Source organism: Acidovorax sp. FHTAMBA (genome assembly GCF_038958875.1).
GTDB lineage: Bacteria > Pseudomonadota > Gammaproteobacteria > Burkholderiales > Burkholderiaceae_C > Acidovorax.
The window spans coordinates 3,590,976-3,614,219 of record NZ_CP152407.1; the positions used below are offsets into that span (position 1 = coordinate 3,590,976).

23 protein-coding genes are annotated in these 23,244 nt (G+C 65.9%); 14 read left to right on the forward strand and 9 right to left on the reverse strand.

Translation table 11 applies throughout. The features are described from left to right. Positions 1 to 149 precede the first annotated feature (149 nt). Complete coding sequence (locus AAFF19_RS16815; RefSeq protein ID WP_342720596.1) at positions 150 to 1,502, reverse strand: efflux transporter outer membrane subunit; 1,353 nt, start codon at positions 1,500 to 1,502, stop codon at positions 150 to 152. A gap of 166 nt (positions 1,503 to 1,668) precedes the next feature. Further along, positions 1,669 to 2,025: a hypothetical protein gene (locus tag AAFF19_RS16820; RefSeq protein ID WP_342720597.1), complete on the reverse strand. Its 357-nt coding sequence runs from the start codon at positions 2,023 to 2,025 to the stop codon at positions 1,669 to 1,671. Between the two features lie 78 nt (positions 2,026 to 2,103). On the opposite strand from AAFF19_RS16820, the gene AAFF19_RS16825 reads away from it, so the two are divergent. The 5 genes from AAFF19_RS16825 (at position 2,104) to AAFF19_RS16845 (ending at position 5,751) form a co-directional block, all read left to right on the forward strand. Then, positions 2,104 to 2,679: a sigma-70 family RNA polymerase sigma factor gene (locus AAFF19_RS16825; protein ID WP_182120838.1), complete on the forward strand. Its 576-nt coding sequence runs from the start codon at positions 2,104 to 2,106 to the stop codon at positions 2,677 to 2,679. Between the two features lie 10 nt (positions 2,680 to 2,689). Beyond that, complete coding sequence (locus AAFF19_RS16830) at positions 2,690 to 3,481, forward strand: anti-sigma factor (protein ID WP_342720598.1); 792 nt, start codon at positions 2,690 to 2,692, stop codon at positions 3,479 to 3,481. 165 nt (positions 3,482 to 3,646) lie between these two features. After that, complete coding sequence (locus AAFF19_RS16835) at positions 3,647 to 4,591, forward strand: DUF3034 family protein (RefSeq protein ID WP_342720599.1); 945 nt, start codon at positions 3,647 to 3,649, stop codon at positions 4,589 to 4,591. A 10-nt stretch (positions 4,592 to 4,601) separates the two neighbouring features. After that, positions 4,602 to 5,072 carry a group 1 truncated hemoglobin gene (locus AAFF19_RS16840; protein WP_342720600.1) on the forward strand — a complete coding sequence of 157 codons (471 nt, stop codon included), beginning with the start codon at positions 4,602 to 4,604 and terminating at the stop codon, positions 5,070 to 5,072. Positions 5,073 to 5,082: 10 nt separating this feature from the next. Next, the gene (locus AAFF19_RS16845; protein WP_139019441.1) at positions 5,083 to 5,751 is read left to right on the forward strand and encodes a plastocyanin; all 669 of its coding nucleotides are present in this window, start codon (positions 5,083 to 5,085) and stop codon (positions 5,749 to 5,751) included. Here the strand turns inward: AAFF19_RS16845 and tsaD are convergent. Both tsaD and AAFF19_RS16855 read right to left on the reverse strand, forming a co-directional pair. Continuing rightward, positions 5,748 to 6,794, reverse strand: coding sequence for a tRNA (adenosine(37)-N6)-threonylcarbamoyltransferase complex transferase subunit TsaD (gene tsaD, locus AAFF19_RS16850; protein WP_342720601.1), 1,047 nt, complete (start codon positions 6,792 to 6,794; stop codon positions 5,748 to 5,750). The genes AAFF19_RS16845 and tsaD overlap by 4 nt on opposite strands. A gap of 62 nt (positions 6,795 to 6,856) precedes the next feature. Further along, complete coding sequence (locus AAFF19_RS16855) at positions 6,857 to 8,023, reverse strand: branched-chain amino acid ABC transporter substrate-binding protein (protein WP_182120832.1); 1,167 nt, start codon at positions 8,021 to 8,023, stop codon at positions 6,857 to 6,859. 203 nt (positions 8,024 to 8,226) lie between these two features. Between AAFF19_RS16855 and AAFF19_RS16860 the strand changes: the two genes are divergently transcribed. The 4 genes from AAFF19_RS16860 to AAFF19_RS16875 all read left to right on the forward strand — a co-directional run bounded on the left by AAFF19_RS16860 (position 8,227) and on the right by AAFF19_RS16875 (position 12,362). Next, a complete protein-coding gene (locus AAFF19_RS16860) occupies positions 8,227 to 8,853 on the forward strand; it encodes an ANTAR domain-containing protein (RefSeq protein WP_342720602.1) in 627 nt (208 codons plus the stop codon). Between the two features lie 406 nt (positions 8,854 to 9,259). Further along, positions 9,260 to 10,504 (forward strand): CmpA/NrtA family ABC transporter substrate-binding protein, encoded by a 1,245-nt coding sequence (locus AAFF19_RS16865; protein ID WP_008907002.1) that lies wholly within the window; start codon positions 9,260 to 9,262, stop codon positions 10,502 to 10,504. A 62-nt stretch (positions 10,505 to 10,566) separates the two neighbouring features. After that, positions 10,567 to 11,529, forward strand: a complete 963-nt coding sequence (gene ntrB / locus AAFF19_RS16870) for a nitrate ABC transporter permease (RefSeq protein WP_342720603.1) — start codon at positions 10,567 to 10,569, stop codon at positions 11,527 to 11,529. Next, complete coding sequence (locus tag AAFF19_RS16875) at positions 11,526 to 12,362, forward strand: ABC transporter ATP-binding protein (protein ID WP_008907004.1); 837 nt, start codon at positions 11,526 to 11,528, stop codon at positions 12,360 to 12,362. Before ntrB ends, AAFF19_RS16875 begins: the two co-directional genes overlap by 4 nt. Before the next feature lie 225 nt (positions 12,363 to 12,587). Here the strand turns inward: AAFF19_RS16875 and AAFF19_RS16880 are convergent, their stop codons facing one another. The 5 genes from AAFF19_RS16880 to AAFF19_RS16900 all read right to left on the reverse strand — a co-directional run bounded on the left by AAFF19_RS16880 (position 12,588) and on the right by AAFF19_RS16900 (position 16,669). After that, positions 12,588 to 13,025 carry a CBS domain-containing protein gene (locus AAFF19_RS16880; protein ID WP_008907005.1) on the reverse strand — a complete coding sequence of 146 codons (438 nt, stop codon included), beginning with the start codon at positions 13,023 to 13,025 and terminating at the stop codon, positions 12,588 to 12,590. A gap of 200 nt (positions 13,026 to 13,225) precedes the next feature. Further along, entirely contained in the window at positions 13,226 to 14,245 is a 1,020-nt protein-coding gene (locus AAFF19_RS16885) for a TRAP transporter substrate-binding protein (RefSeq protein WP_342720604.1), read from the reverse strand. A gap of 68 nt (positions 14,246 to 14,313) precedes the next feature. Next, complete coding sequence (locus AAFF19_RS16890) at positions 14,314 to 15,591, reverse strand: TRAP transporter large permease subunit (protein ID WP_342720605.1); 1,278 nt, start codon at positions 15,589 to 15,591, stop codon at positions 14,314 to 14,316. Between the two features lie 7 nt (positions 15,592 to 15,598). Then, positions 15,599 to 16,105, reverse strand: coding sequence for a TRAP transporter small permease (locus AAFF19_RS16895; RefSeq protein WP_342720606.1), 507 nt, complete (start codon positions 16,103 to 16,105; stop codon positions 15,599 to 15,601). A gap of 3 nt (positions 16,106 to 16,108) precedes the next feature. Further along, positions 16,109 to 16,669: a gluconokinase gene (locus AAFF19_RS16900; protein ID WP_342720607.1), complete on the reverse strand. Its 561-nt coding sequence runs from the start codon at positions 16,667 to 16,669 to the stop codon at positions 16,109 to 16,111. 169 nt (positions 16,670 to 16,838) lie between these two features. Between AAFF19_RS16900 and AAFF19_RS16905 the strand changes: the two genes are divergently transcribed. From AAFF19_RS16905 to aliB, 5 genes are all read left to right on the forward strand, one after another. Beyond that, the gene (locus tag AAFF19_RS16905) at positions 16,839 to 17,882 is read left to right on the forward strand and encodes a LacI family DNA-binding transcriptional regulator (RefSeq protein WP_342720608.1); all 1,044 of its coding nucleotides are present in this window, start codon (positions 16,839 to 16,841) and stop codon (positions 17,880 to 17,882) included. A gap of 521 nt (positions 17,883 to 18,403) precedes the next feature. Next, positions 18,404 to 19,171 (forward strand): 2-hydroxycyclohexanecarboxyl-CoA dehydrogenase, encoded by a 768-nt coding sequence (gene badH, locus AAFF19_RS16910; RefSeq protein ID WP_182120761.1) that lies wholly within the window; start codon positions 18,404 to 18,406, stop codon positions 19,169 to 19,171. Between the two features lie 35 nt (positions 19,172 to 19,206). After that, positions 19,207 to 19,989 carry a 2-ketocyclohexanecarboxyl-CoA hydrolase gene (gene badI, locus AAFF19_RS16915; RefSeq protein ID WP_182120762.1) on the forward strand — a complete coding sequence of 261 codons (783 nt, stop codon included), beginning with the start codon at positions 19,207 to 19,209 and terminating at the stop codon, positions 19,987 to 19,989. A gap of 22 nt (positions 19,990 to 20,011) precedes the next feature. Then, on the forward strand, positions 20,012 to 22,003 hold the full coding sequence (locus AAFF19_RS16920; protein WP_342720609.1) for an AMP-binding protein: 1,992 nt from the start codon (positions 20,012 to 20,014) through the stop codon (positions 22,001 to 22,003). Positions 22,004 to 22,063: 60 nt separating this feature from the next. Then, the gene (gene aliB / locus AAFF19_RS16925; protein ID WP_182120764.1) at positions 22,064 to 23,221 is read left to right on the forward strand and encodes a cyclohexanecarboxyl-CoA dehydrogenase; all 1,158 of its coding nucleotides are present in this window, start codon (positions 22,064 to 22,066) and stop codon (positions 23,219 to 23,221) included. The last annotated feature ends 23 nt before the right edge of the window (positions 23,222 to 23,244 follow it).

Sequence of the window (23,244 nt, forward strand, 5' to 3'; positions counted from 1 at the left end):
AAATCAGTTACTCATAGCGCATGAAACTGGCGCGGCCAAAGTGCAGGCAGCCGAGCAAGGGCCGCCCCGCAGTGAGGGCTGCGTCCCCCAGCCCGCATTGCGCAGCAATGCGAGAGCGGGGGGAAGGCGCGCAGCGACTCAGGGGGGCTTCATGTCTTCCAGCCGCCGCCCAGCGCCTTGTAGAGGCGCACATGGTCTGCCGCGACGGCAGCGGTGGTGATGGCCACGCTCTCCTGCGTGGACAGCAGCGTGCGTTGCGTCTCCAGCACCGCCTGAAAGTCAATCAATCCGCTGCTATAGCGCTGCTGCGCCAGCAGCGCGGCGTTGCGGGCGGCGTCTGCGGCGGCCGTCAGTCGCTCCAGCTTTTCCCTGTCACCACGCAAGGACACCAGCGCGTTCTCCACATCCTGCAGGGCCGTGAGCACGGTGGCTTCGTAGGCCACGCGGGCCTGCTCCAGCGCCGCAGACTGCACACGCACCTGGGCGCGGGCGGCGCCACCATCCAGCAGCGGGATGGACACACTGCCCAGCAAGGCACTGGTCACCGCACCGCCGCCCGACAGCGCGCCCAGGGTGAGGGCACGAAGGCCCAGCGAGCCACCCAGGGAGAAGCTGGGGTAGCGCGCCGCATCGGCCTGCGACACGCGCGCCAGGGCGGCAGCAATGCGTTGCTCGGCCGCACGCACATCGGGCCGCTGGCGCAAGGTCTCGGCAGGGATCGCCAAGGCGAGCTCTGCGGTCGGCTGAGGCACGGGGGCACTGGCGGCCAGGGTAGCGTCGAGCGCGCCGGGCACCTGGCCTGTCAGCACTGCCAGGCTGTAGCGCGACTGCGCCAGGCTGGCTTCCAGGCTGGGAATCTGCGCTGCGGTCTGCTCGGCCGCTGCACGGGCCTGCTCGGTGACGAGCGAGGTGGTGAGCCCTGCCTGCAGGCGCCACTGGGTGATCTGCAAGGTCTCCTGCTGGCTGGCCAGGTTGCTGCGCGCAATGGCCAGGCGCTGCTGCAGCCCACGTAGCTCGATGTAGTTGACGGCCACTTCGGCCGCCAGCGACACCTGCACATCGGCCAGGCTGGCCTCTGCCGCACGCGCATCGGCCTCGCTGGCGCTCACGCCGCTGCGCAGGCGGCCAAACACATCGGGCTCCCAGCTCGCATCAAAACCGGCCTGGAAGGTGTTGCCAGTGTTGTTGTTCGCGCGGCTGCGCTGTGCCGATGCCGATGCACCCACGCTGGGCAGCAAACCGGCGGACTGCACATCCACCTGGGCACGCGCTTGCTGCAAGGCGGCCTGGGCGATGCGCACACTGGTGTTGGCACGCAAGGCTTGCTCGACCAGCGTGGTGAGCACAGCATCGTCCAACCGCTGCCACCACTGGGCCAACGATGTGGCCGCAGCCCCTTGCGCGGTGGCGTTGCTCCCCGCTGACCAAACCGCGGGAACGGCCACCTTCGGCCAGGCGTCGTCGGTGGGTGCCAAGCTGGCACAACCAGCGGTGACCAGCACGCACAAAGTCAAGGCCGTTTGCCGCCACGGCGCAGCTCGCAACGATCGCGCTGCGCGGGCGGTGAGAGCGCGTGGAGAGGCAGGTGGGAGTAAACGCATGAGCAATGGCAACGCAAGGGAAAGCCCCATTGTGAGCAGCGATTGCGCACACCGGGCAGAGACTGGGTCAAGCCCACGTAAAGAATTGATGCAAGTCAACGATCGCTGGGCGACCGTGCCGAGGCACCGTGTACTTAAAACCATGAGCATGCGGCCCCGCACAACCGGCCCAGCACGCCTGTTGGCCAGGGTGCCGCTTGCTGCAGTTGAGCGCCGGGGTCATGCGGTCGATGGTGAATTCGCGGTCGCCAAGGCGCCTGTCGATGTACTGGCTGATGTGGTCGCGCAAGGCTTCGCGCTGCGACAGCAGCCTCTGCTGGCCGTTGCGCTCCAGCAGCGAAGGCTGCACCAAGGGTGTGATCATCGGCCACGCCATCGGTATGCCGCGCTGCGGCCTTTGCCGTTTCTGGCCTGGTGAATCCATCGCCCCGTATTGCGCGTACTTACCTGCAGCAATTCCCTGCAACCCCGTGAGAACCAACCAATCCCAGAGAATGGGCGCATGAGCACCCTCCAACCAGACCGTGAACTGATGGACCTTCTTGACCGCATCGCCGCGCAGGATGCCTGTGCGCTCAAAAAGCTGTACGAGCGCACCTCGTCACCGCTTTTTGGCCTGGCCTTGCGCATTGTTCGCAACCGCGATGTGGCCGAGGACGTGCTGCAGGAGGCGTTTTTAAGCATCTGGCGCGGTGCGGGCAACTACCGCGCATCGCTGAGCCCGCCCATGGCGTGGATGGGGCTCATCGTGCGCAGCCGGGCGCTGGATGCGCTGCGCAAGCGCAGCAGCGACCGGGCCGACCTGATGAACGAGCTGGACGACGAACTGGCCCAGACGCTGGAGGGCGATTCGCCCAACCCCATGGACGCGGCCGACGCCAGCGAGCAGTCGTTTGCGCTGCACCACTGCCTGGGCAAGCTCGACCACAAGCAGCGCGAGGTGGTGAGCCTGGCGTATCTGCGCGACCAGAGCCACGGCGAGCTGGCCGAGCAGCTCAAACTGCCGCTGGGCACCGTCAAGACCTGGATACGCCGGGGGCTGGAGCAGCTGCGCACCTGCATGGCGCGTTTTGCATGAGGTCATCGCCATGAACATCACCCAGCACCCCGACCTGCTCGACCGCCTGGCCGCCAGCTACGCCCTGGGCACGCTGCGCGGTGGCGCCCGCCGCCGCTTTGAAACCCTGGCCCGCGAGCACGCCACCGTGCGCGCCGCCGCGCTGGTGTGGCAAGCTCGCTGGTCGGGCCTGACCGAGCTGCAGCCCGCCGTCGACCCTGCGCCGGCCGTGTGGACCCGCATCGACAACCTCGTGCAGGCCGACATGGCCGCAGCCGCCTTGCAGGCTGGGCGTGCAGCGGAGCCTGCTGCGGCCCCCGGTGGCTGGTGGCGCAACCTGCTGGTGTGGCGCGGTGCGGCGGCGGCTGGTGCCATCGCCACGTTGGCGGCCGTGGTGGTGGGTGTGCAAGTCAATGGCGGCCTGCGGGCCACCACCGGCGCGCAGATTGCAGCGCTGCAGCAGCAGCTGCAGGCCACCCCGCAGATCCAGTACGTGGCCGTGCTGGCCGATGACAAGGCGGCCGCCTCGATGCTGGTCACGTTCGACCCCCGGAACAACCAGCTGGTGCTGCAGCGCGTGGGCGACTTTCAGGAGGGTTCGGACAAGTCGCTGCAGCTGTGGGCGCTGCCGCCCGCCGGTGGCCCGCGTTCGCTGGGCGTGCTGGGGCAGGACAAGCTGCTCACGCTGGCAGCCGGCGAAGCCGATGTGCGCCAGGTGCCCACGCTGGCCATCAGCCTGGAGCCCAAGGGCGGCGTGCCGAGCGAGACCGGGCCCACCGGGCCAGTGCTGTTCAAGGGCGCGCTGATCCAGCGCCAGTTGTGAACGGCTGAGGAGCTGAGGGGCTGGGGAGCTGAGGGGCTGGGACGGGGCCCGTCGGCCGTTCCGGCAGAAATTTTCGGAATCCGTGAATCTGGTTGGGATCCGTGGTCGTATGTAGGACGTGGCAACAACTTCTTACACCTCAGCTTCTTCCTTCCGGAGACCACGATGACACACAGACCCCCCTTTACCCGGCTTGCATGCGCCGCCGCGCTGGCCCTTGCCGCCACCAGCCTCGCCCACGCCGACACCGGCAAGCTGCTGCTGACCGGTGGGGTCAGCACCATCGCGGGATCGGCGGGTGGCGGGCTGACCCCGTGGGCGGTGATCGGCAGCAACGCCACCGAGGGCGAGGTGGGCTTTACAGGCTACGCCACCCGCGCAGCCACGCAGGACTACGGCCTTACCGGCTACGGCGTGGCCGTGGGTTGGAACGACCGGGTGGAGCTGTCGCTGGCGCGGCAGGACTTTGATGCCTCTCCCGCCGTCGCCCTCAATGGCATCGCGCCGTTTGGCGTCACGCCGGGCCAGCACATCAAGATGGACGTGCTGGGCGTCAAGCTCAAAGTGGCGGGCGACGCCGTACTCGACAGCGACCGCTGGATGCCGCAGATTGCGGTGGGCCTGGAGCACAAGCGTGTGCGCCCCGGCTCCCTCGGGTCGGTGCTGGACTTTCTGGGCGCCCGCACCAGCGGCACCGATGTGTACGTGAGCGCCACCAAGCTGCTGCTGGCGCAAAGCCTGCTGGTCAACGGCACGCTGCGCTACACCAACGCCAACCAGAACGGCCTGCTGGGCTTCGGCTCTGCCGCACCCGGCAAAAACAGCCGCAGCCTGCAGCCCGAGTTCTCGGTGGCGTACCTCATCAACAAAAACCTGGCGGTGGGCGCCGAAGTCCGCTTCAAGCCCAACAACCTGCAAACGCTGGGCGCAGCGGCCGGCCTTGGCGCCGCGCTGCGCGAGGACGACTGGAAAGACATCTTCATCGCCTGGGCGCCCAGCAAGAACCTGTCGCTCACGCTGGCCTACGTGGACCTAGGCCGCATCGTCCCCGGCATCACCAATAACCGCCGCCAGACCGGCTACTACCTGTCCGCACAGGTCGCTTTTTGAGGAAATTGTCATGACGCACCCCAAAACCCTCATCACCTTGGCCCTCGCACTGGGCAGCCTGCTGGTTGCCCCCGCCTTTGCGCAGACCACTGCAGCACCATCGGCAAACCCTGCCGCCGCCCCGGCAGGCCTGTACCAGGCGCTGGGGGAAAAACCCGGTATCACACGGCTGATGGACGACTTTGTGAACCGCCTGGTTCAGGACCCGCGCATCGGCGGCCATTTCAAGGAGGTAAAGCCCTCCGCCCTCAAGGAAAGCCTGACCGACCAGATCTGCCAGCTCAGCGGCGGCCCTTGCCAATACGAAGGCGCTGACATGAAATCGGCCCATGCCGACATGGACATCAACAAGGGCCATTTCAACGCCCTTGTGGAGGTGCTGCAAACCGCCATGGATGCCCAGGGCATACCATTCGCCCAGCAAAACCGCCTGCTCGCCCTGCTGGCGCCCATGCACCGGGACGTGATCACCGTCCGCTAAGGCCATCCAGATGAAAAACACTATTATTTTTGTAGCTGCCTGCGCTTTATGGACGGGCGCTAGCGCCGGAAACGTTCAGATCCAGGTGCTGGACCGCGACGGCAAGCCCGTGCCCGAGGCCGTGGTGGTGTTGTACCCGGCCGCCACAGGCAGCGCAGCGCCCAGCCTGCTGCAGGCCACCCCCACCATAGAGCAGGAACGCATGCGCTTTGTGCCGGCGGTCACCGTGGTCGAGCCCGGCGCCACCGTGCGGTTTACCAACCAGGACCGCTGGGACCACCACGTGCGCGGCGCTCCGGCGGGCCTGTCGGCAGCAGCAGCACCCGCCGCTGCGGGTTTTGAACTGCGCCTGGCGGGCAAGGCCGACGACAAACCTGCCAGCTCGACCGAGGTCCGGCTCGACACACCGGGCGTGGTGCTGCTGTCGTGCCACCTGCACGGCTCCATGCGCGGCCATGTGTTTGTGACCGATTCGGGCTGGACACTGAAAACCGATGCCGACGGGATTGCACGCTTCCCGGGGGTGCCGGACGGCGCCACGCAGGTACGGGTGTGGCACGCCGAGCAGCTGGTGGATGTGCCCCGCAAGGCGCTCAACGTGGTGCCGGGGCCGGTGCTGGAGACCGTGCAGCTGAGCGTGGTGCCCCGGGTGCGCAGGGCACCACGGGTTGCCTCCTAACCTGCAAGCCCGATCGCATCCAGCGGCCAGCGCGGCTTCACGTCAAACGCGTAGTCGGTGTTGGCCTGCTGCTGCCCGGCCTGCAGCCGCATGGCAGCTGCCATGGCAATCATGGCGCCGTTGTCGGTGCACAGGTGCAGCTCCGGGTAATGCACGCGCACCTTGGCAGCGGCGCAGGCGGCATTGAGCTGGGCCCGCAGATGGCGGTTGGCCCCCACGCCACCCGCCACGACCACCCGTTTCATCCCGGTCTGCTTGAGCGCCGCCAGTGTCTTTTTCACCAGCACTTCGACGATGGCGGCCTCGGTGCTTGCGGCCAGGTCGGCCTTGCGCGCTTCCAGCTCGTCGCCCAGCTTTTTGGCCTGCGTCAGCACCGCCGTCTTGAGCCCCGCAAAAGAGAAGTCGAGATTGCCGCTGTGCAGCAGCGGGCGCGGCAGCTTGAAGGCTGCAGGGTCGCCCTGCTCTGCCAGGCGCGACAGCGCGGGCCCGCCGGGGTAACCCAGGCCCATGAGCTTGGCCGACTTGTCGAATGCCTCGCCCGCCGCGTCGTCAATGGTTTCGCCCAGGATCTCGTAGCGGCCCACGCCGTCCACCCGCATCAGCTGGGTGTGGCCGCCCGATACCAGCAGCGCCACAAAGGGGAATTCGGGCGGATCGGCGCTGAGGAAGGGCGACAGCAGGTGCCCCTCCAGGTGGTGCACACCCAGCACCGGCTTGTTGAGGGCCGCCCCCAGGGCGCAGGCCACGCCAGCGCCCACCAGCAGCGCACCGGCCAGACCCGGCCCGCGGGTGTAGGCCACCACGTCCACGTCCGCCAGCGTCTGGCCGGACTGGGCCAGCACCTCTTTGGCCAGCGGCAGCACACGGCGGATGTGGTCGCGGCTGGCCAGTTCGGGCACCACGCCACCGTAGGCCTGGTGCATGTCGATCTGGCTGTGCAGTGCGTGCGAGAGCAACGTGGGCACGGCATTGCCCGTGGAACGGACCAGTGCCACGCCTGTTTCGTCGCACGAAGATTCAATACCCAGGATCAGCAAGCTCATGCCCCGAGTGTAAGAGCCAGCTCACGGTCTCCCCGGCGGCTGGCCCCCCCTGGCTACGCTGCTTACCAGCGGTCCGAGCGCATGCGCAGTTCCCAGTTGCCGGCACGCAGTTCATACACGCCCACGGCGCCGTAGCGCTGCTCGCCCTTGTCGTCCCAGGTCATGGTGCCAATCACCGGCGCATAGCCATTGATGCTGTGCAGGGCCTTGGTGATGTCCTTGGGGTCCGCCGACTTGGCTTTCTGGATGGCGGCCGAAAGCACGTAGGTGCTGTCGTAGCTGTAGTGGCCGCCATAAGCGGGCGGCTTCTTGAAGGCGTCCATGTACTTTTCAAGGAACGGCTTGCCCGCGGTGAATTCCTTGGCCTCGAGCACCGGCGAGGTGGCGTAGATGCCTTCCACCATGCCCATGGCCTTGGTCATGTCGGTGGTCTTGATCGTGTCGCCCCCCAGCAGGCTGACCTTGGTGTGGTCCACCTTGCGCAGGGCTTCGAGCAGCGCCAGCGCCTGGAAGTCGTTGAGGGTGGACACGATGACATCGACGTTGGCTGCCTTGAGCTCGCCAGCCAGCTCGTCAAAAGCCGTGGTCTTGTCGTCAAACGACTTGCGCACCACGACCTCTTTCTTCTCGGCCTTGAGCTGCTCGGCAGCACCATCGGCCAGGCCCTTGCCGTAGGGTGTGCCATCGTCCAGCGCAGCGTAGCGGGCAGCGCCCAGCTGCGTGGCGGCAAACGAGCCAATGGCACGCGCCTGCAGGGTGTCGTTGGCCACCATGCGGAAGGTGGTGGAAAAGCCCAGTTGCGTGAACCGGGGGTTGGTGGAAATGGCGATCTGCGCGATGTCCTTGGCGGCATAGATGGGCGCGGTCTCAATGCTCACGCCCGAGTTGAGGTGGCCAACCACGGCGACCACCCCGGCATCCACCAGCTGCTGCGCCACGGTCTTGCCGGTGGCGGCATCGGCCTTGTCGTCCACCGAGACGATTTCCAGCGTCACGCGCTTGCCGTCCACGGTGTAGCCGCCCTTGTTGAGCTCGTCCACCGCCAGCTGCACGCCGTTGAGCAGATCCTGCCCCAGGGCACCCAGCGGCCCGCTCAGCGGCTGGGCCACACCGATCTTGATGGTGTCTGGCACCTTGCTGCAGCCCGAGAGCACCAGCAGCGCCGAAGCGGCCACCGTGGTCAACGCCATACCGGCAGTAAAGCGCCGCCGGTCAATGTGCTTGTTCATGCAAATCCTCTTTGTATAGATCAATGTGACCAGATGTATATGCGACATGATGGCAAAGACGCTATCGGGTATGCCCTGCCCATCAGCAAACTATTAGCAAGTTTCAGGCCCTGCAAGCAAGCGCCGTTGAGGCGGGTCACATCTCTGTGCTGCACCGGTTTGATGCACCAATTTGTGGCGTAAAAATTGCTTGCCTCATGCCCATGAAAGAGACTCTGCGCATCGTGGTGGTAGCCCCGGACCTGGCCGTGACCGAAGCCGGCGACGAGCACGCCGTGTTGCAGGCGGAGCGCTCTCGGGCATTGCGCATCGGGCTGCTGGAGAACAACTTCAACCTGGTGGCCACGCTGCCTGCCGACGTGTTTCTGAGCGAGCGCATCGCGCAGCTGCAGCCCGACCTGATCATTGTGGACGCCGAGAGCGAAGCCCGCGACGCGCTGGAGCATGTGGTGATGGCCACGCGCGACGCGCGCCGTCCCATCGTGATGTTCACCAACGACGATGACACCTCGCATGTAAAGGACGCGGTGGCGGCCGGAGTGTCTGCTTACATCGTGGCGGGGCTGGCACCCCAGCGCATCCGCCCCATTCTGGACGTGGCCATGGCCCGCTTCCAGCACGAACAGGCCCTGCGGGCCGAGCTGGCCGACGCCAGGACCGAGCTCAAAGACCGCAAGACCATCGACCGCGCCAAGGGCCTGCTCATGCAGCGCCAGGGCCTGACCGAACAGGCCGCCTACGAAAAGCTGCGCAAGACGGCCATGGACAAGGGCCTGAAGCTGGGCGAGGTGGCGCAGCGCATGCTGGATGTGATGGAGCTGCTGGGCTGATACAGACCGCGGCCCGTTCCGGCGGCCCATCCCAAATGGTGCACCGCACAAAGGCAGTGCGACCACTTGCATCACAACAAGAACATTCCTGCTGCAAGCCCTGCAGGCTTCCAGCGCTTTCTGATCAAGCGCAGACAGCTATTCATTCCATAGCACCCAACGTTCCAACATGGCCCAGTGCGGGCTGGCACGCGCTTTGCATCACACAGCACAAGACCAATGCAGGTCTGACCACTGACAGCACTGACCCAACGGCGGGCCGGTGCTGGCAAGGAGCCCCGGACCCGTTCCAGGCTCCACCCAGGACAAAGGCGTCCCCACCCGCACCCGGCGTTGCTTTGATGCAGCCCGCCAGGCGCGGTGTGAGGACGCCTTTTTTGTTTTTTCACGCCACCAGGGATGCACCATGACCGATCTGCTCAAAACAAGCCTCAACCGCCGCACCGTGCTGCAGGCCGCCACCGTGGGCGCTGTGGGTGTGAGCCCCGCGCTGCGCGCACTCGTCCACGCAGCGGGCTCCGACGCCCCCGAGAAGAAGGAAGTCAAGATCGGCTTCATCCCGCTGACCGACTGCGCCAGCGTGGTCATGGCCTCGGTGCTGGGTTTTGACAAGAAATACGGCGTGACCATCATCCCCAACAAGGAAGCCAGCTGGGCCGGTGTGCGCGACAAGCTGGTGAACGGCGAACTCGACTTTGCCCATGTGCTGTATGGCCTGATCTATGGCGTGCACCTGGGCACTGCCGGCCCCAAGAAGGACATGGCCGTGCTGATGAGCCTGAACCACAACGGCCAGGCGATCACGCTGTCGAAAGCACTGGCCGACAAGGGCGCGGTGGACGGCCCCAGCCTCGCGGCGCTGATGGCGAAGGAAAAGCGCGAGTACACCTTCGCGGGCACCTTCCCCACGGGCACGCACGCGATGTGGATGCACTACTGGCTGGCAGCGGCGGGCATCAACCCGCTGTCGGGCGCCAAGCTCATCACCGTGCCGCCGCCGCAAATGGTGGCCAACATGCGCGTGGGCAACATGGACGGCTTTTGCGTGGGCGAGCCCTGGAACCACCGCGCCATCATGGACGGCATCGGCATCACCGCCAACACCACGCAGGACCTCTGGAAGGACCACCCCGAAAAGGTGCTGGGCACCACGGCCGAGTTCGTGAAGAAGTACCCCAACACCACGCGCGCCGTGATGATGGCCGTGCTCGAAGCCAGCCAGTGGATTGACGCCAGCCTGTCCAACAAGATGAAGATGGCCGAGACGGTGGCCGGCAAGGCCTACGTCAACACCAGCGTGGATGCCATCAACCAGCGCATCCTGGGCCGCTACCAGAACGGCATGGGCAAGACCTGGGACGACCCCAACCACATGAAGTTTTTCAACGACGGTGCGGTGAACTTCCCCTACCTGTCCGACGGCATGTGGTTCCTCACGCAGCACAAGCGCTGGGGCCTGCTCAAGAGCCACCCCGACTACCTGGCCGTGGCCAAGGAGGTCAACCAGGTGGAGCTGTACAAGTCGGTGGCCAGCGCCATGAAGATCAATGTGCCCAAGGACGTGATGCGCACCAGCAAGCTCATTGACGGCGTGGTGTGGGACGGCAAGGAACCCGCCAGGTACGCCGACGGTTTCAAGATCAAGGCCTGATCCTTCGACCCCGCCGCACCCCGCACCCGCCCCGCACACCCGGCCCCTCACAGGAGAACACCATGGTCAGTGCCGTTTTTCACACCCCGTTGGATGCTGCCCCCGTGGCGTCACAGAATGCTATGAATAATGTAGCTATTGGCGCAATTCCAGCAAGCGCCAGAGGCCAAAAACACTCAAAATCTGCATCCGCAGGCACCGTCGCCGCCGCCCCGGCAGCCCCCGTCCGCAACTGGGCCGCGTGGTCGCGCAGCTTCTGGATGGCAGTGCTGCCGCCGCTGTGCGGCCTGGGTCTGCTCATCGGCCTGTGGGCGGTGGTCTCCACCACCACGGGTGGCAGCATTCCCAGCCCCAAGGACACCTGGCTGCAGGCGCTGGAGGTGTTCAGCAACCCGTTCTACAGCAACGGCCCCAACGACCAGGGCGTGGGCTGGAACGTGCTGATGAGCCTGCAGCGCGTGGCCATCGGCTTTGGCATGGCGGCGCTGGTGGGCATTCCGGCGGGCTTCGTCATCGGGCGCTTCGCGTTTCTCTCGCGCATGTTCAACCCGCTCATCAGCCTGCTGCGGCCGGTGTCGCCGCTGGCCTGGCTGCCGATTGGCCTGCTGGTGTTCAAGGGTGCCAACCCGGCCGCCATCTGGACGATCTTCATCTGCTCCATCTGGCCCATGATCATCAACACGGCCGTGGGCGTGCAGCGCGTGCCGCAGGACTACATGAACGTGGCCCGCGTGCTCAACCTGAGCGAATGGAAGATCGCCACCAAGATCCTCTTCCCTGCCGTGCTGCCCTACATGCTGACCGGTGTGCGCCTGGCCGTGGGCACCGCGTGGCTGGTGATCGTGGCGGCCGAGATGCTGACGGGCGGCGTGGGCATTGGCTTCTGGGTGTGGGACGAGTGGAACAACCTGAACGTCAAGAACATCATCATCGCGATCTTCGTGATCGGCATCGTCGGGCTGCTGCTGGAGTTTGCGCTCATCAAACTCGCTACCGCATTTACGTTTGAAGAGGTGAAGGCATGAACACGAATACGAACCCCTCGACACATCCCTCGCTGTCCACCAAGTTCATCGAGGTACATGGCGTCGAGCAGACCTTCAAGACGGCCAAGGGCCTGTTCCCGGCACTGCGCGACATCAACCTGACCATCGCCAAAGGCGAGTTCGTGGCGCTGATCGGCCACTCAGGATGCGGCAAGTCCACGCTGCTGAACCTGATCGCCGGCCTGACCACGCCCACCAACGGCGCACTGCTCTGCGCCAACAAGGAAATCAAGGGCCCCGGCCCCGAGCGCGCCGTCGTCTTCCAGAACCACTCGCTGCTGCCCTGGCTCACCTGCTTTGACAACATCTACCTCGCGGTGGAGCGGGTGTTTGGGGCCAAGGAAAGCAAGGCGCAACTGCGCGCACGCACCGACGCCGCGCTGGCACTGGTGGGCCTCACGCCCGCTGGGCAAAAAAGACCCGGCGAAATATCTGGCGGCATGAAGCAGCGCGTGGGCATTGCCCGGGCCCTGAGCATGGAGCCCCAGGTGCTGCTGATGGATGAGCCCTTTGGCGCGCTGGACGCCTTGACCCGCGCCAAGCTGCAAGACGAACTGCTGGAGATCGTGGCACGCACGCACAGCACCGTGGTCATGGTGACCCACGACGTGGACGAGGCCGTGCTGCTGTCCGACAAGATCGTGATGATGACCAACGGCCCTGCTGCGACGATTGGCGAGGTGCTCTCCGTCGACCTGCCCCGCCCCCGCAAACGCGTGGAGCTGGCCGAAGACCCGCAGTACGTTCACTACCGCAAGGCGGTGATCGACTTCCTGTACACCCGTCAGGGGCACGTCGAAAAGGCCGCGTGAGCGCCCGGGTCGGCCGCGACCCGGACCCCCATGACAAAAGGGCCCCGACCAGATCGGTCAGAGCCCTTTTCGTTGTGTTCCATGGCGGGGCCGCCGCACGCGCGCAGCTCCAGACCAGTGCACCCGCGCAAGGGCCGCCCGCCGCGCCGGGTGTGTCCCCCTTCCCGAATGGCGCAGCCATTCGAGAGAAGGGGGAAGGCGCAAAGCGCCACAGGGGGTTGCCCCTTAATGCGTTCCGGTGATGTAGTTTTCCAGCTGCTCGATGATGAATTTCTGCTCGGAGATGATGTCCTTGACCAGGTCGCCGATGGAAATCATGCCCACGAGCTTGCCGTTGCTCAGCACCGGCAGGTGGCGCAGGCGGTTGTTGCTCATGATCTGCATGCATTGCTCGCTGGTTTGGTCGGGCCGCACAAACATCACGGCCGAGGTCATCACATCCTTCACCTGTGTCACCGCAGAAGTGCGCCCCATCAGCGCGATCTTGCGGGCGTAGTCGCGCTCGGTAAAGATGCCGACGATGGCCTCGCCCTCGGTGACGATGAGCGCGCCAATGCTCTTGTCGGCCATGAGCCGCAGGGCATCCAGCACCGAGGCTGCGGGGGTGATGGTGTGGACGGAGGCGTCGGGTTTGGACTGCAGGATTTTGGCGACGATGGTCATGGAACTCTCCCTCTTGAAGCCTGGAACAGGTACAGGGAGATTTCAGCCCATCCGCCCGCGCAGCGCAAGCCGCACAAGCACCAATCGCCGCAATTCGCAGCGCGCGGCACCCAAATTCTGGGCAGGCATCCTGACTGGAGCGGCATTACAGGCCGACACGAAACAATGCGTAACGCGCCTGCGGGCCACCGCCCCGGCCGTTATTTGGCCGCGCGTGCCTGGGCCACAGCGGCCTGCACTTCCTTCCACAGGCCCTCACCCACGTTGGCCGCAATGCTGGCGTTTACGGCGCCCAGCTTTTCGCGCATGCGGTTGGCTTCGGCGGGCGAAAGCTCGTTGATCTGCATGCCCTTGGCCTTCAGGTCCGCCAGCGCCTTGTCGGCCTCGTCGCGCGTGTCCTTGCGTTCGAAGTCACGGCTCTTCCTGGCGGCGTCCAGCAGCACTTTCTGCTCGGCTTTCGACAAACCATCCCAGTACTTCTTGCTCACCAGCACGATCCAGGGGCTGTAGACGTGGTTCGTTACCGTGAGGTACTTCTGCACCTCGTAGAACTTGCTCGACAGGATGGTGTTGTAGGGGTTCTCCTGGCCGTCCACCGTCTTGGTTTCCAGCGCGGTGAAGAGCTCGGAGAACGGCAGCGGCACGGCATTGGCGCCCAGGGTCTTGAAGCTGTCCAGGAACACGTTGTTCTGCATCACGCGCAGCTTGATGCCTTCCATGTCTTCCAGCTTGGTCACCGCACGCTTGTTGTTGGTGAGGTTGCGAAACCCGTTCTCCCAGTACACCAGGCCCACCAGGCCTTTTTCCTGCAGCTTGTCCATCACCTTCTGGCCCACCGGGCCGTCCAGAACTGCGTCAGCTTCCCGGGCGTTGTTGAAGAGGAACGGCGTGTCCCAGATGGCCATCTCCTTGGTGATACCCACCAGGGTGGCCGTGGAGCCGACCATCATCTCCTGTGCGCCGCCGATCAATGCCTGCTGCATCTGCACGTCAGAGCCCAGCGCGGCGGCGCCAATGGCGCGGATCTTCATCTTGCCGCCCGAGGCTTTTTCCACCTCTTCAGCAAACACCTTGGCGGCGCGGCCCTGGTTGGACACTTCATTGAGGCCATAGCCAAAGCGGATGAGGCGCGGCTTGAAGTCTTGGGCAGCCACCTGGAACGAGCAGGTGACGGCGGCCACCGACAGGGCAGCCAGCAGGGTACGGCGGAAAGTTTTCATGGGTTGTCTCCTTGGTGAAAAAGGCTGGGTGAAAGAAAGGTCGGCGAAAAGGTGCGGTGAGAAGCGCGTCAGAACATCAGCTTGAGCGGCCACAGCACGATGGCGGGGAACAGGATGAGCAGCGCCAGCATGGTGATGTAGATGAGCAGGAACGGCAGGACCCCGCGGATGACGGGCTCCATGCGCAGCCGCCCGATGCCGGCCACCACGTTCAGCACCGTGCCCACCGGCGGCGTCAGCAGGCCCAGGCAGCCCACAAAGATGAAGACGAAGCCGAAGTACACCGGGTCGATGCCCGCCTTGGCGGCCAGGGGCGCCAGCACCGGCGCCAGGATGAGGATGGTGGGCGTGAGGTCCATCACCATGCCCACGGCCAGCAGGAAGGTGCAGACCACCGCCATGAACAGCACCGGGCTTTGCAGCAGCGGGCCCATGCTTTGCGCCAGCTGGCTGGGAAGGTCGGCCAGTGTCACCATGTACGAGGCGGCCGTGGCCGCGCCGCACAGGAACATCACCACGCCCGTGGTCTTGGCGGCCGCCACAAACACCTTGTAGATACCTGCAAGGTTGAGTTCGCGATACACCAGCGTGGCGACCAGCAGGGCATACACGGCAGCCACCACAGCGGCCTCGGTGGGCGTGAACACGCCCATGCGCAGGCCGCCGATGATGATGACCGGCATCATCATCGCCCACACGCTGCTGGCCAGCGCACGGCGCCGCTCTGGCCAGGTGGTCTTGGTGGCCACCGACAGGTTCTTGTCCTTGGCCACCCAGCGCCACACCAGCACCAGCGCTACGGCCATCATGATGCCGGGTACGATGCCCGCCAGAAACAGCTTGCTGATGGAGGTGTTGGTCGTCACGCCATAGATCACCATGGGCATGGACGGCGGCACGATGGGCGCGATGATGCCGCCCGCCGCAATGAGGCCGGCGCTGGAGCCGTCGGGGTAGTTCTGGCGCCGCATCATGGGCAGCAGCAAGGTGGCCAGCGCGGCAGTGTCGGCAATGGCCGAGCCGCTCATGGACGCGAGCATCAGCGATGCAGCAATCGCCACGTAGCCCAGGCCGCCGGGAATGTGGCCGACAAAGGTGCGGGCCAGGTCGATGATGCGGCGGCTCAGGCCCCCGGCGTTCATCAGTTCGCCGGCCAGGATGAAGAACGGTACCGCCAGCAGCGGAAAGCTGTCAAACCCGGCCTGCATGTTCTGCGCCAGCAGCTGCGCGTCAAAAAAGTCGAGGTGCACCATCAGCGCCAGCGCGGTGAGCATGAGCGCAAACGCAATGGGCACGCCCAGCGTCATGGTGGCGAACAGAACGAAGAGAAACAGGGCAATCGTCATGGCGGCTTCAGACTTCGGTGGCCGTATCGGCTGGATGGGGAGCAGCAGGGGGCGTGGTGCCGCGCAGGTCTTGCCAGGCTTGCAGCAGCAGGATGGCGGCCATGCACATGCCCATCAGCAAGATGCCGCCCGCACCCAGCGCCAGCGGGTAGTTCATGACGGGGCTGCGGCTGTCCATGCCAACCACCACCTGCTGCCAGGCGCCCGAGATCAAGAAGTACAGCGCCAGCGCCATCAACCCACGCGACAGCCAGCGGAACACCACCGCGGGTGCGCCGCGCAGCCGCGCCGTGACCAGGTCAAACCCCAGGTGCTGGCCCTCGCCAAACGCCAGGGTGGCCGCCAGGCACACCAGCCACACAAACAGCAGGCGCGACAGTTCTTCAGACACCACCCAGCCCGTGCCCCACAGGTAGCGCTGCACTACGTTGCCGAACACGGCAATCACCATGCCCAGCAGGCTCAGCGCCATCAGTGCCTCGACCAGGTGCTTCAGGATTTTGCGGATCGCCATGGTTCAGACCTCCAGGCTGGGGTGGGACACAGACGCGGCCACCGGAGCCGAACCAGGCGGAACCTCAAGCCACTGCTGCACCTGCGCGCCCAGCTCGGCCAGGGGACGGGTGGCGTCCACGCGCAGCACGCCGGGTTCATGGCTGGGGTCTTCCAGCGTTTCAAACTGGCTGGCGACCAGGCTGACCGGGAACAGATGGCCAGGGCGCGCTGCCACACGCTCGCGCGCCTCTTCCTGTGTGAGGCTCAGAAACACGAACCGCAAACCCGGCACGGCAGCCCGCAAGCGGTCACGGTAGCGCTGTCTCAGGGCCGAGCAGGTGAGAACTACGCCCGCCGGGTGGGCCTGCAACTGGGCGGCCAGCGTGTCGAGCCAGGCCTGACGGTCCTCATCACTCAGGGCGACACCGCTGCGCATCTTGTTGACATTACTGGCGGAATGGAAGTCATCGCCTTCCAGCAGCGGCAACCGCAGGTGCGCCGCGCACACCTGGCCGAGGCTGGACTTGCCGCAGCCCGCCACGCCCATGACCACCAAAAACACCTTTGAAGGCACAAAATTCATATTGGTAGCGCTATCCAATGGAATCCAAAAAAACATCCCGCTGGATGCCTGAGAAAAATCGTTGGTGCCTTATCCAACCCTGGATCCGCGCATTTCGGTGCGGCTTGCCGGGCAGTTAGGACAGCGCTATCCTAGCCAACTCAGCGCATCTTTTACCGAGGGAAAACCCTTGCCCACCTCTTCCCACCCTGGCAAATCCGAATCCCGGCGCCGCTCCAGCGGCCGCACCACCCTGAGCGATGTGGCCAAGGCCGCGGGCGTGAGCCCCATCACCGCGTCCCGCGCACTGCGCGGCGAGCGGGGTGTGGCGCAAGAGCTGGTGCAGCGCGTGAAAGATGCCGCCCGGCAACTGGGCTACGTGCCCGACCCTGCAGCCCGCGCGCTGGCATCCCAGCGCAGCGTACAGGTGCCCGTGCTGGTGCCGCTGCTGTCCAACGCGCTGTTTGTGGACGTGCTCGAATCCGTGCACCGCACTCTCTTCCCCCACGGCTATCAGGCGCTGATCGGCGTGACGCACTACAACCCGGAGGAAGAAGAGCAACTGCTGCGAACCTACCTGGCGCACCGCCCCGCAGGCCTGCTGGTGACGGGCTTTGACCGCACCGAGGCTTCGCGCCAGATGATTGCCGCCAGCGGCGTGCCCTGCGTGCACCTGATGGAGATGACCCCTGCGCCCGGCGTGTTCTGCGTGGGCTTTTCGCAGCACGACGCGGGCCACCGCATGACGGCCCACCTGCTGGAGCGCGGCTACCGGCACATCGCCTTTGTGGCTGCCCAGCTCGACCCGCGCACCATGCAGCGCGCCGAAGGCTACCGCCGCTGCCTGCGCGAGGCCGGGGTGTACGACCCGCGGCTGGAGTTGCTCAGCCCCCAGCCCTCTTCCATCCGCCTGGGGGCCGAACTGCTGGAAGAAGTGCTGCGCACCCGCCCCGGCGTGGATGCCGTGTTCTTCTGCAACGACGACCTGGCCCAGGGCGGCTTGCTGGCCGCCCAGCGCCTGGGCCTGGCCGTACCGGGCCGCGTGGCCATTGCCGGGTTCAATGACCTGGCGGGCAGCGACCAGATGCTGCCGCCGCTGACCACCGTGCGCACCCCGCGCTCTGCCGTGGGCGAAGCCAGTGCGCAGATGCTGCTGGCGCTGATGCGGGGCGAGGTTCCGCCCAATAACTCGGTAGATCTGGGGTTTGAGCTGACGGTGCGCGAAAGCACCTGATCGCCTCCGCACCCCTGCGTGCCCCCGCACCGGCGCCGCCCAGGCGCCTCTACCACCGCGCCACAGCCGTGCGGTCGCTTTTGCGGGCATCTGTCGGACTGTGAGCCCCGACAGCGCGGGCGGACCCCAGGCGGGGTCATTTTTTCCATAGTCGGCGCGGGTGCAAGCCGTCCTTTTCTCCGTCGCGCAACGTTCCAGCCGCCCGCATGCACTGCGGGCTGCACGACCGCCAGTCACCCGCCGGGCGCCCATCCCCCTATCGCCTTCGGCCGCAATCACAGCGGTTGAGAGCTGAGACCATTTAAGACAACATATTTACTTACAAATTCGCAAAGACACACGCCATGGACGGGTGAAAAGTCCCAATATCTCCATAAATACAGGGAAAACACCTACGCGACAGCATAAGTCAACTGTTTGACATACCTTATACCGAGGAATAGTATAAGCAAACATATTGTCTTAATTGCCTTCTGAAACCAATGCAGAAGGGCGTATCCCAAACTACCCTGGAGTGAGCCATGCGCAATCTGAATGGAAAGACCGTGATCGTGACCGGAGGCGGCGGCGGCATTGGCGGGGCCACCAGCCGCCGCTTTGCCGAAGAAGGCGCCAAGGTCGCCGTGTTCGACATGAATCTGGAAGCCGCCCAGAAAGTGGCCCACGCCATCCAGGCCGCAGGGGGCGTGGCCCAGGCCTTCCAGTGCGACATCACCCAGCGCCCCCAGGTGGACGCCGCCGTGGCAGCGGCCGAAGCGGCCCTGGGGCCCATCGATGTGCTGGTCAACAACGCGGGCTGGGATGTGTTCAAGCCCTTCACCAAGACCGTGCCCGCCGAGTGGGACAAGCTCATTGCCATCAACCTGACGGGCGCCCTGCACATGCTGCACGCCGTGCTGCCCGGCATGGCCGAGCGCAAGGCGGGCCGCATCGTGAACGTTGCGTCTGACGCGGCACGTGGTGGCTCGTCCGGTGAGGCCGTCTATTCCGCCTGCAAGGGCGGGCTGGTGGCCCTGTCCAAGACGCTGGCGCGCGAACACGCCCGCCAGAACATCACCGTCAACGTGGTCTGTCCCGGCCCCACCGACACCGCCCTGCTGGCGGGTGTGGCCGAAGGCGCCCGCGACCCGGCCAAGCTGCTGGAGGCCTTCCGCAGCGCGATCCCCCTGGGCCGCCTGGGCCACCCCGACGACCTGGCCAGCGCCATAGCGTTTTTTGGCAGCGACGACGCGGGCTTCATCACCGGCCAGGTCATCAGTGTGTCTGGCGGCCTGACCATGCACGGGTAACCCTGGCACCTTCTTACCTTCACCGAAAGAGCACCATGAATTTCGAAGACATCCTGTACGAAGTGCGTAACGGCGTAGCCTGGATCACCATCAACCGTGCCGACAAGATGAACGCCTTTCGCGGCCAGACCTGCGACGAGATCATCAAGGCCCTGAACAAGGCCGGTTATGACCGCGACGTCGGCGCCATCGTGCTGGCCGGCGCTGGTGACCGGGCGTTCTGCACCGGCGGCGACCAATCGGCCCACAACGGCAACTACGACGGCCGCGGCACCATCGGCCTGCCGATGGAAGAGCTGCACACGGCCATCCGCGACGTGCCCAAGCCTGTCATTGCCCGCGTGCAGGGCTTTGCGATTGGCGGCGGCAACGTGCTGGCCACCATCTGCGACCTGACCATCTGCTCCGACAAGGCGCAGTTCGGCCAGGTCGGCCCCAAGATGGGCTCGGTGGACCCTGGCTACGGCACGGCGTTCCTGGCCCGCGTGGTCGGCGAGAAGAAGGCGCGCGAGATCTGGTACCTGAACCGCCGTTACAGCGGCGCCGAAGCTGTGGCCATGGGCCTGGCCAACTTCTGCTTCCCGCACGACCAGCTCGACGCCGAAGTGCAGAAGATCGGCGAAGAGCTGTGCGAGCGCAGCCCCACCGCACTGGCGATTGCCAAGCGCAGCTTCAATGCCGACACCGCCCACCAGGCCGGCATTGCGGGCCTGGGCATGTACGCCCTGAAGCTGTACTACGACACAGACGAATCCCGCGAAGGCGTGAATGCGCTGAAAGACAAGCGCAAGCCCGAATTCCGCAAGTACGCCAAGTAACTCCGCCGCCGGAGCCCGCGCCATGCCAGTCGTCGAACCCCTCCAACCGTCCGGCGCCGTGTGGTGGCCCGACCACCGCACCGTGGAAGATGCCAACCTCACACGTTTCATGCGGGCACTGGGGGTTGATGGCTTCGGGGCGCTCAACGAACGCGCCAGCGCCGATCCGGCCGGGTTTCACGAGGCGCTCATCCGCTTTCTGGACTTCCGGTTCCAGCGCCCCTACGACCAGGTGCTGGACCTCAGCGAGGGGCTGCCGTTTGCGCGCTGGTGTGTGGGCGGCACCACCAATGTGGTGCTCAACTGCGTTGACCGTTGGCGCGGCACGGAGCGCTACGACCAGCCCGCGCTGGTCTGGGAAGGCGAAGACGGCACGGTCACCACCTGGACCTTTGCCGACCTGGACCGCGAACCCTGCCGCCTGGCATGGGGCCTGCGCCGCCTGGGCCTCGGGCGCGGCGACGTGGTGGGCATGTACCTGCCCAACCTGTTGCAGGCCGCTGCGGCCATGCTGGCGGTGGCCAAGATCGGCGGCATCCTGCTGCCCATGTTCTCTGGCTTTGGGGCGGACGCCATCGCCCAGCGCCTGAACGACGGCCGCGCCCAGGCGCTCATCACGGTGGATGGATCGCTGCGCCGTGGCAAGCCCATGGGGGCCAAGATCGTTGCCGACGAAGCACTTGCGCACTGCCCCGGCGTGCGGCATGTGGTGGTGCTCAGTCATTTGGCCACTGAGCACGCCTGGAACGAAGACCGCGACCACTGGTGGCACGAGCTCACCGCGGGCGCGCCACAAGATTGCGAGGCCGTCCGCACCGAGGCCATGCCCGCTGACGACCCGTTTTTGCTCATGTTCACGTCTGGCACCAGCGGCAAGCCCAAGGGCGTGGTGCACACACACTGCGGCTTCCCGGTCAAGACGGCGCTGGACCTGTCGATCTGCATGGACCTCAAGCCGCAGGACCGGTTTCTGTGGATGTCCGACATGGGCTGGCTGGTCGGCCCGATTCTGGTGTTTGGCGGACTGCAGGTGGGCGCCACCGTGGTGCTGGCCGAAGGCGCCCCCAACTACCCGCAACCCGACCGCCTGTGGCGCCTGATCGAGCGCCACCGCGTGAGCTACCTGGGCCTTGCGCCCACGGTGGCGCGGCTGTCGATGTCGCTGGATGAGGCGGCCCTCGATGCCCTGGATCTGTCGTCACTGCGCGTCATCGTCTCTACCGGCGAGCCCTGGACGCCCGAGGCCTGGAACTGGACCTTCGAACTTGTGGGCAAGAAAAATGTGCCGCTGCTCAATTACTCCGGCGGTACCGAAGTGGGCGGCATTCTCACCGGCACGGTGATCCACCCGCTCAAGCCCTGCGCCTTTGCCGGCCCCGTGCCGGGCACGGGCGCCGATGTGGTCGATACCGATGGCGCCACCGTGGCCCCGGGCGTAACAGGCGAGCTGGTGATGCGCAGCCCCAGCATTGGCCTCACGCGCGGTCTGTGGCACGACCGCGAACGCTACCTGGACAGCTACTGGTCGCGCCTGCCCCACCTGTGGGTGCATGGCGACTTCGTAAGCCGCGACACCGACGGCATGTGGTACGTGCACGGCCGATCGGACGACACCCTCAAGATCGCAGGCAAACGCACGGGCCCGTCCGAGTTCGAAGCCCTGCTGATGGGCACGGGGCTGCTGCTCGATGCCGCCGCGATTGGCGTGCCCGACCCCGTCAAAGGCACGGCCGTGGTCTGCGTGTGTGTGCCGCCCCCCGGCACCGAGCTGGACACTGCAGGCCGCACCCTGTCGGCCGCCGTGGTCGCAGGGCTGGGCGGCGCCTTCAAGCCCGCGCGGGTGGTGTTCGTGCAGGACCTGCCCCGCACCCGCACCATGAAGGTGATGCGCCGCGTAGTGCGCAGCACCTGGCTGGGTGATGACCCCGGCGACCTCAGCACGCTGCTCAACCCCGCGTCGGTGGACGCGATCCGCGCCGCACATGCCGCACAGCACGCGCACAGCGCAGCGTGATGCTTGCGAACTGACCCACCACCACCCGCACACGACAAAAGCCCCACCTGGAGACCCCTGATGAACCCGAACCCCTACATCGACGAAGACCTGCAGGCACTGGCCGATACCGCCCGCCGATTTGCTGAAGAGCGCGTGAAACCAGGCTTTCTGGAGCGCGACAAGACACGTGACCTGGACCGCGTGCTGCTGCGCGAGATGGGCAAGCTGGGGTTCATCTGCCCGGAGCTGCCCGAGCAGTACGGCGGCCTTGGCATGGGCTGCCTGGCCGCTGGCGTGATCCACGAAGAAATCGCCCGCGCCGACCTGAGCTTTTCGTACCTGAACCTGCTGGCCTCGCTCAACGGCCAGATCCTGTCCAAATACGGCAACCCCGAGGTGGTGGGGCCCTGGCTGCAAAAACTCACCCAGGGCGAAGCGATCTGCTGCATCGCCCTGACCGAGCCGCGCGGTGGCTCGGACGCGGCCAACCTGCGCCTGCGCATCGAACGCGACGGTGAGTTCTACGTCATCAACGGCGAAAAAACCTCCATCTCGGCCGCCGACCAGGCCGACATCGCGGTCGTGTTCGGGCGCACCGGCCAGCCGGAGGACGGAGCCCACGGCGTGACCGCCGTGATGGTGCCCATGGACGCCCCCGGCATCACCACCAACCGCTTCGACTGCCACGGCCAGCGTGCGATCGGCCGCGGCTCGATCTTCTTCGAGAACGTGCGCGTGCCCGTCACCCACCGCCTGGGCGACGAGAACAAGGGGTTTGTGCAGGTGATGCACGGATTTGACTTCTCGCGCTCGCTCATCGGCCTGCAATGCCTGGCCGTGGCGCGCGTGGCGCTGGAAGAAACCTGGGAATACATCACCCAGCGCCAGGCGTTTGGCCAGCCGCTGTCGGCCTTCCAGGGCGTGACACACCCGCTGGCGCAGTACGACACCGAGGTGGAAGGCGCGCGCCTGCTGTGCCTGCAAGGCCTGTGGCTCAAGGACAAGGGTCTGCCGCACACCGCCGAGGCCGGCATGGCCAAGTGGTGGGGCCCCAAGCTGTCATACGACGTGATCCACCAGTGCCTGCTGTGCTTCGGCCACGGCGGCTACGACCGCGGCCTGATGGAGCAGCGCCTGCGCGACGTCCTGGGCTTCCAGATTGGCGACGGCACAGCGCAGATCATGAAAACCATCATCGCCCGCGCCCGTGCCGGCCGCAAGTTTGTGCCCGCCTGAGCCCACGGCCCATCACCACAGCT

Excerpts from the sequence above, each read along its gene's own strand:
- AAFF19_RS16820 (WP_342720597.1), bottom strand. The coding sequence starts at position 2,025 with ATGGATTCACCAGGCCAGAAACGGCAAAGGCCGCAGCGCGGCATACCG.
- AAFF19_RS16825 (WP_182120838.1), top strand. The coding sequence starts at position 2,104 with ATGAGCACCCTCCAACCAGACCGTGAACTGATGGACCTTCTTGACCGC.
- AAFF19_RS16830 (WP_342720598.1), top strand. The coding sequence starts at position 2,690 with ATGAACATCACCCAGCACCCCGACCTGCTCGACCGCCTGGCCGCCAGC.
- AAFF19_RS16835 (WP_342720599.1), top strand. The coding sequence starts at position 3,647 with ATGACACACAGACCCCCCTTTACCCGGCTTGCATGCGCCGCCGCGCTG.
- AAFF19_RS16840 (WP_342720600.1), top strand. The coding sequence starts at position 4,602 with ATGACGCACCCCAAAACCCTCATCACCTTGGCCCTCGCACTGGGCAGC.
- AAFF19_RS16845 (WP_139019441.1), top strand. The coding sequence starts at position 5,083 with ATGAAAAACACTATTATTTTTGTAGCTGCCTGCGCTTTATGGACGGGC.
- tsaD (WP_342720601.1), bottom strand. The coding sequence starts at position 6,794 with ATGAGCTTGCTGATCCTGGGTATTGAATCTTCGTGCGACGAAACAGGC.
- AAFF19_RS16855 (WP_182120832.1), bottom strand. The coding sequence starts at position 8,023 with ATGAACAAGCACATTGACCGGCGGCGCTTTACTGCCGGTATGGCGTTG.
- AAFF19_RS16860 (WP_342720602.1), top strand. The coding sequence starts at position 8,227 with ATGAAAGAGACTCTGCGCATCGTGGTGGTAGCCCCGGACCTGGCCGTG.
- AAFF19_RS16865 (WP_008907002.1), top strand. The coding sequence starts at position 9,260 with ATGACCGATCTGCTCAAAACAAGCCTCAACCGCCGCACCGTGCTGCAG.
- ntrB (WP_342720603.1), top strand. The coding sequence starts at position 10,567 with ATGGTCAGTGCCGTTTTTCACACCCCGTTGGATGCTGCCCCCGTGGCG.
- AAFF19_RS16875 (WP_008907004.1), top strand. The coding sequence starts at position 11,526 with ATGAACACGAATACGAACCCCTCGACACATCCCTCGCTGTCCACCAAG.
- AAFF19_RS16880 (WP_008907005.1), bottom strand. The coding sequence starts at position 13,025 with ATGACCATCGTCGCCAAAATCCTGCAGTCCAAACCCGACGCCTCCGTC.
- AAFF19_RS16885 (WP_342720604.1), bottom strand. The coding sequence starts at position 14,245 with ATGAAAACTTTCCGCCGTACCCTGCTGGCTGCCCTGTCGGTGGCCGCC.
- AAFF19_RS16890 (WP_342720605.1), bottom strand. The coding sequence starts at position 15,591 with ATGACGATTGCCCTGTTTCTCTTCGTTCTGTTCGCCACCATGACGCTG.
- AAFF19_RS16895 (WP_342720606.1), bottom strand. The coding sequence starts at position 16,105 with ATGGCGATCCGCAAAATCCTGAAGCACCTGGTCGAGGCACTGATGGCG.
- AAFF19_RS16900 (WP_342720607.1), bottom strand. The coding sequence starts at position 16,669 with ATGAATTTTGTGCCTTCAAAGGTGTTTTTGGTGGTCATGGGCGTGGCG.
- badH (WP_182120761.1), top strand. The coding sequence starts at position 18,404 with ATGCGCAATCTGAATGGAAAGACCGTGATCGTGACCGGAGGCGGCGGC.
- badI (WP_182120762.1), top strand. The coding sequence starts at position 19,207 with ATGAATTTCGAAGACATCCTGTACGAAGTGCGTAACGGCGTAGCCTGG.
- AAFF19_RS16920 (WP_342720609.1), top strand. The coding sequence starts at position 20,012 with ATGCCAGTCGTCGAACCCCTCCAACCGTCCGGCGCCGTGTGGTGGCCC.
- aliB (WP_182120764.1), top strand. The coding sequence starts at position 22,064 with ATGAACCCGAACCCCTACATCGACGAAGACCTGCAGGCACTGGCCGAT.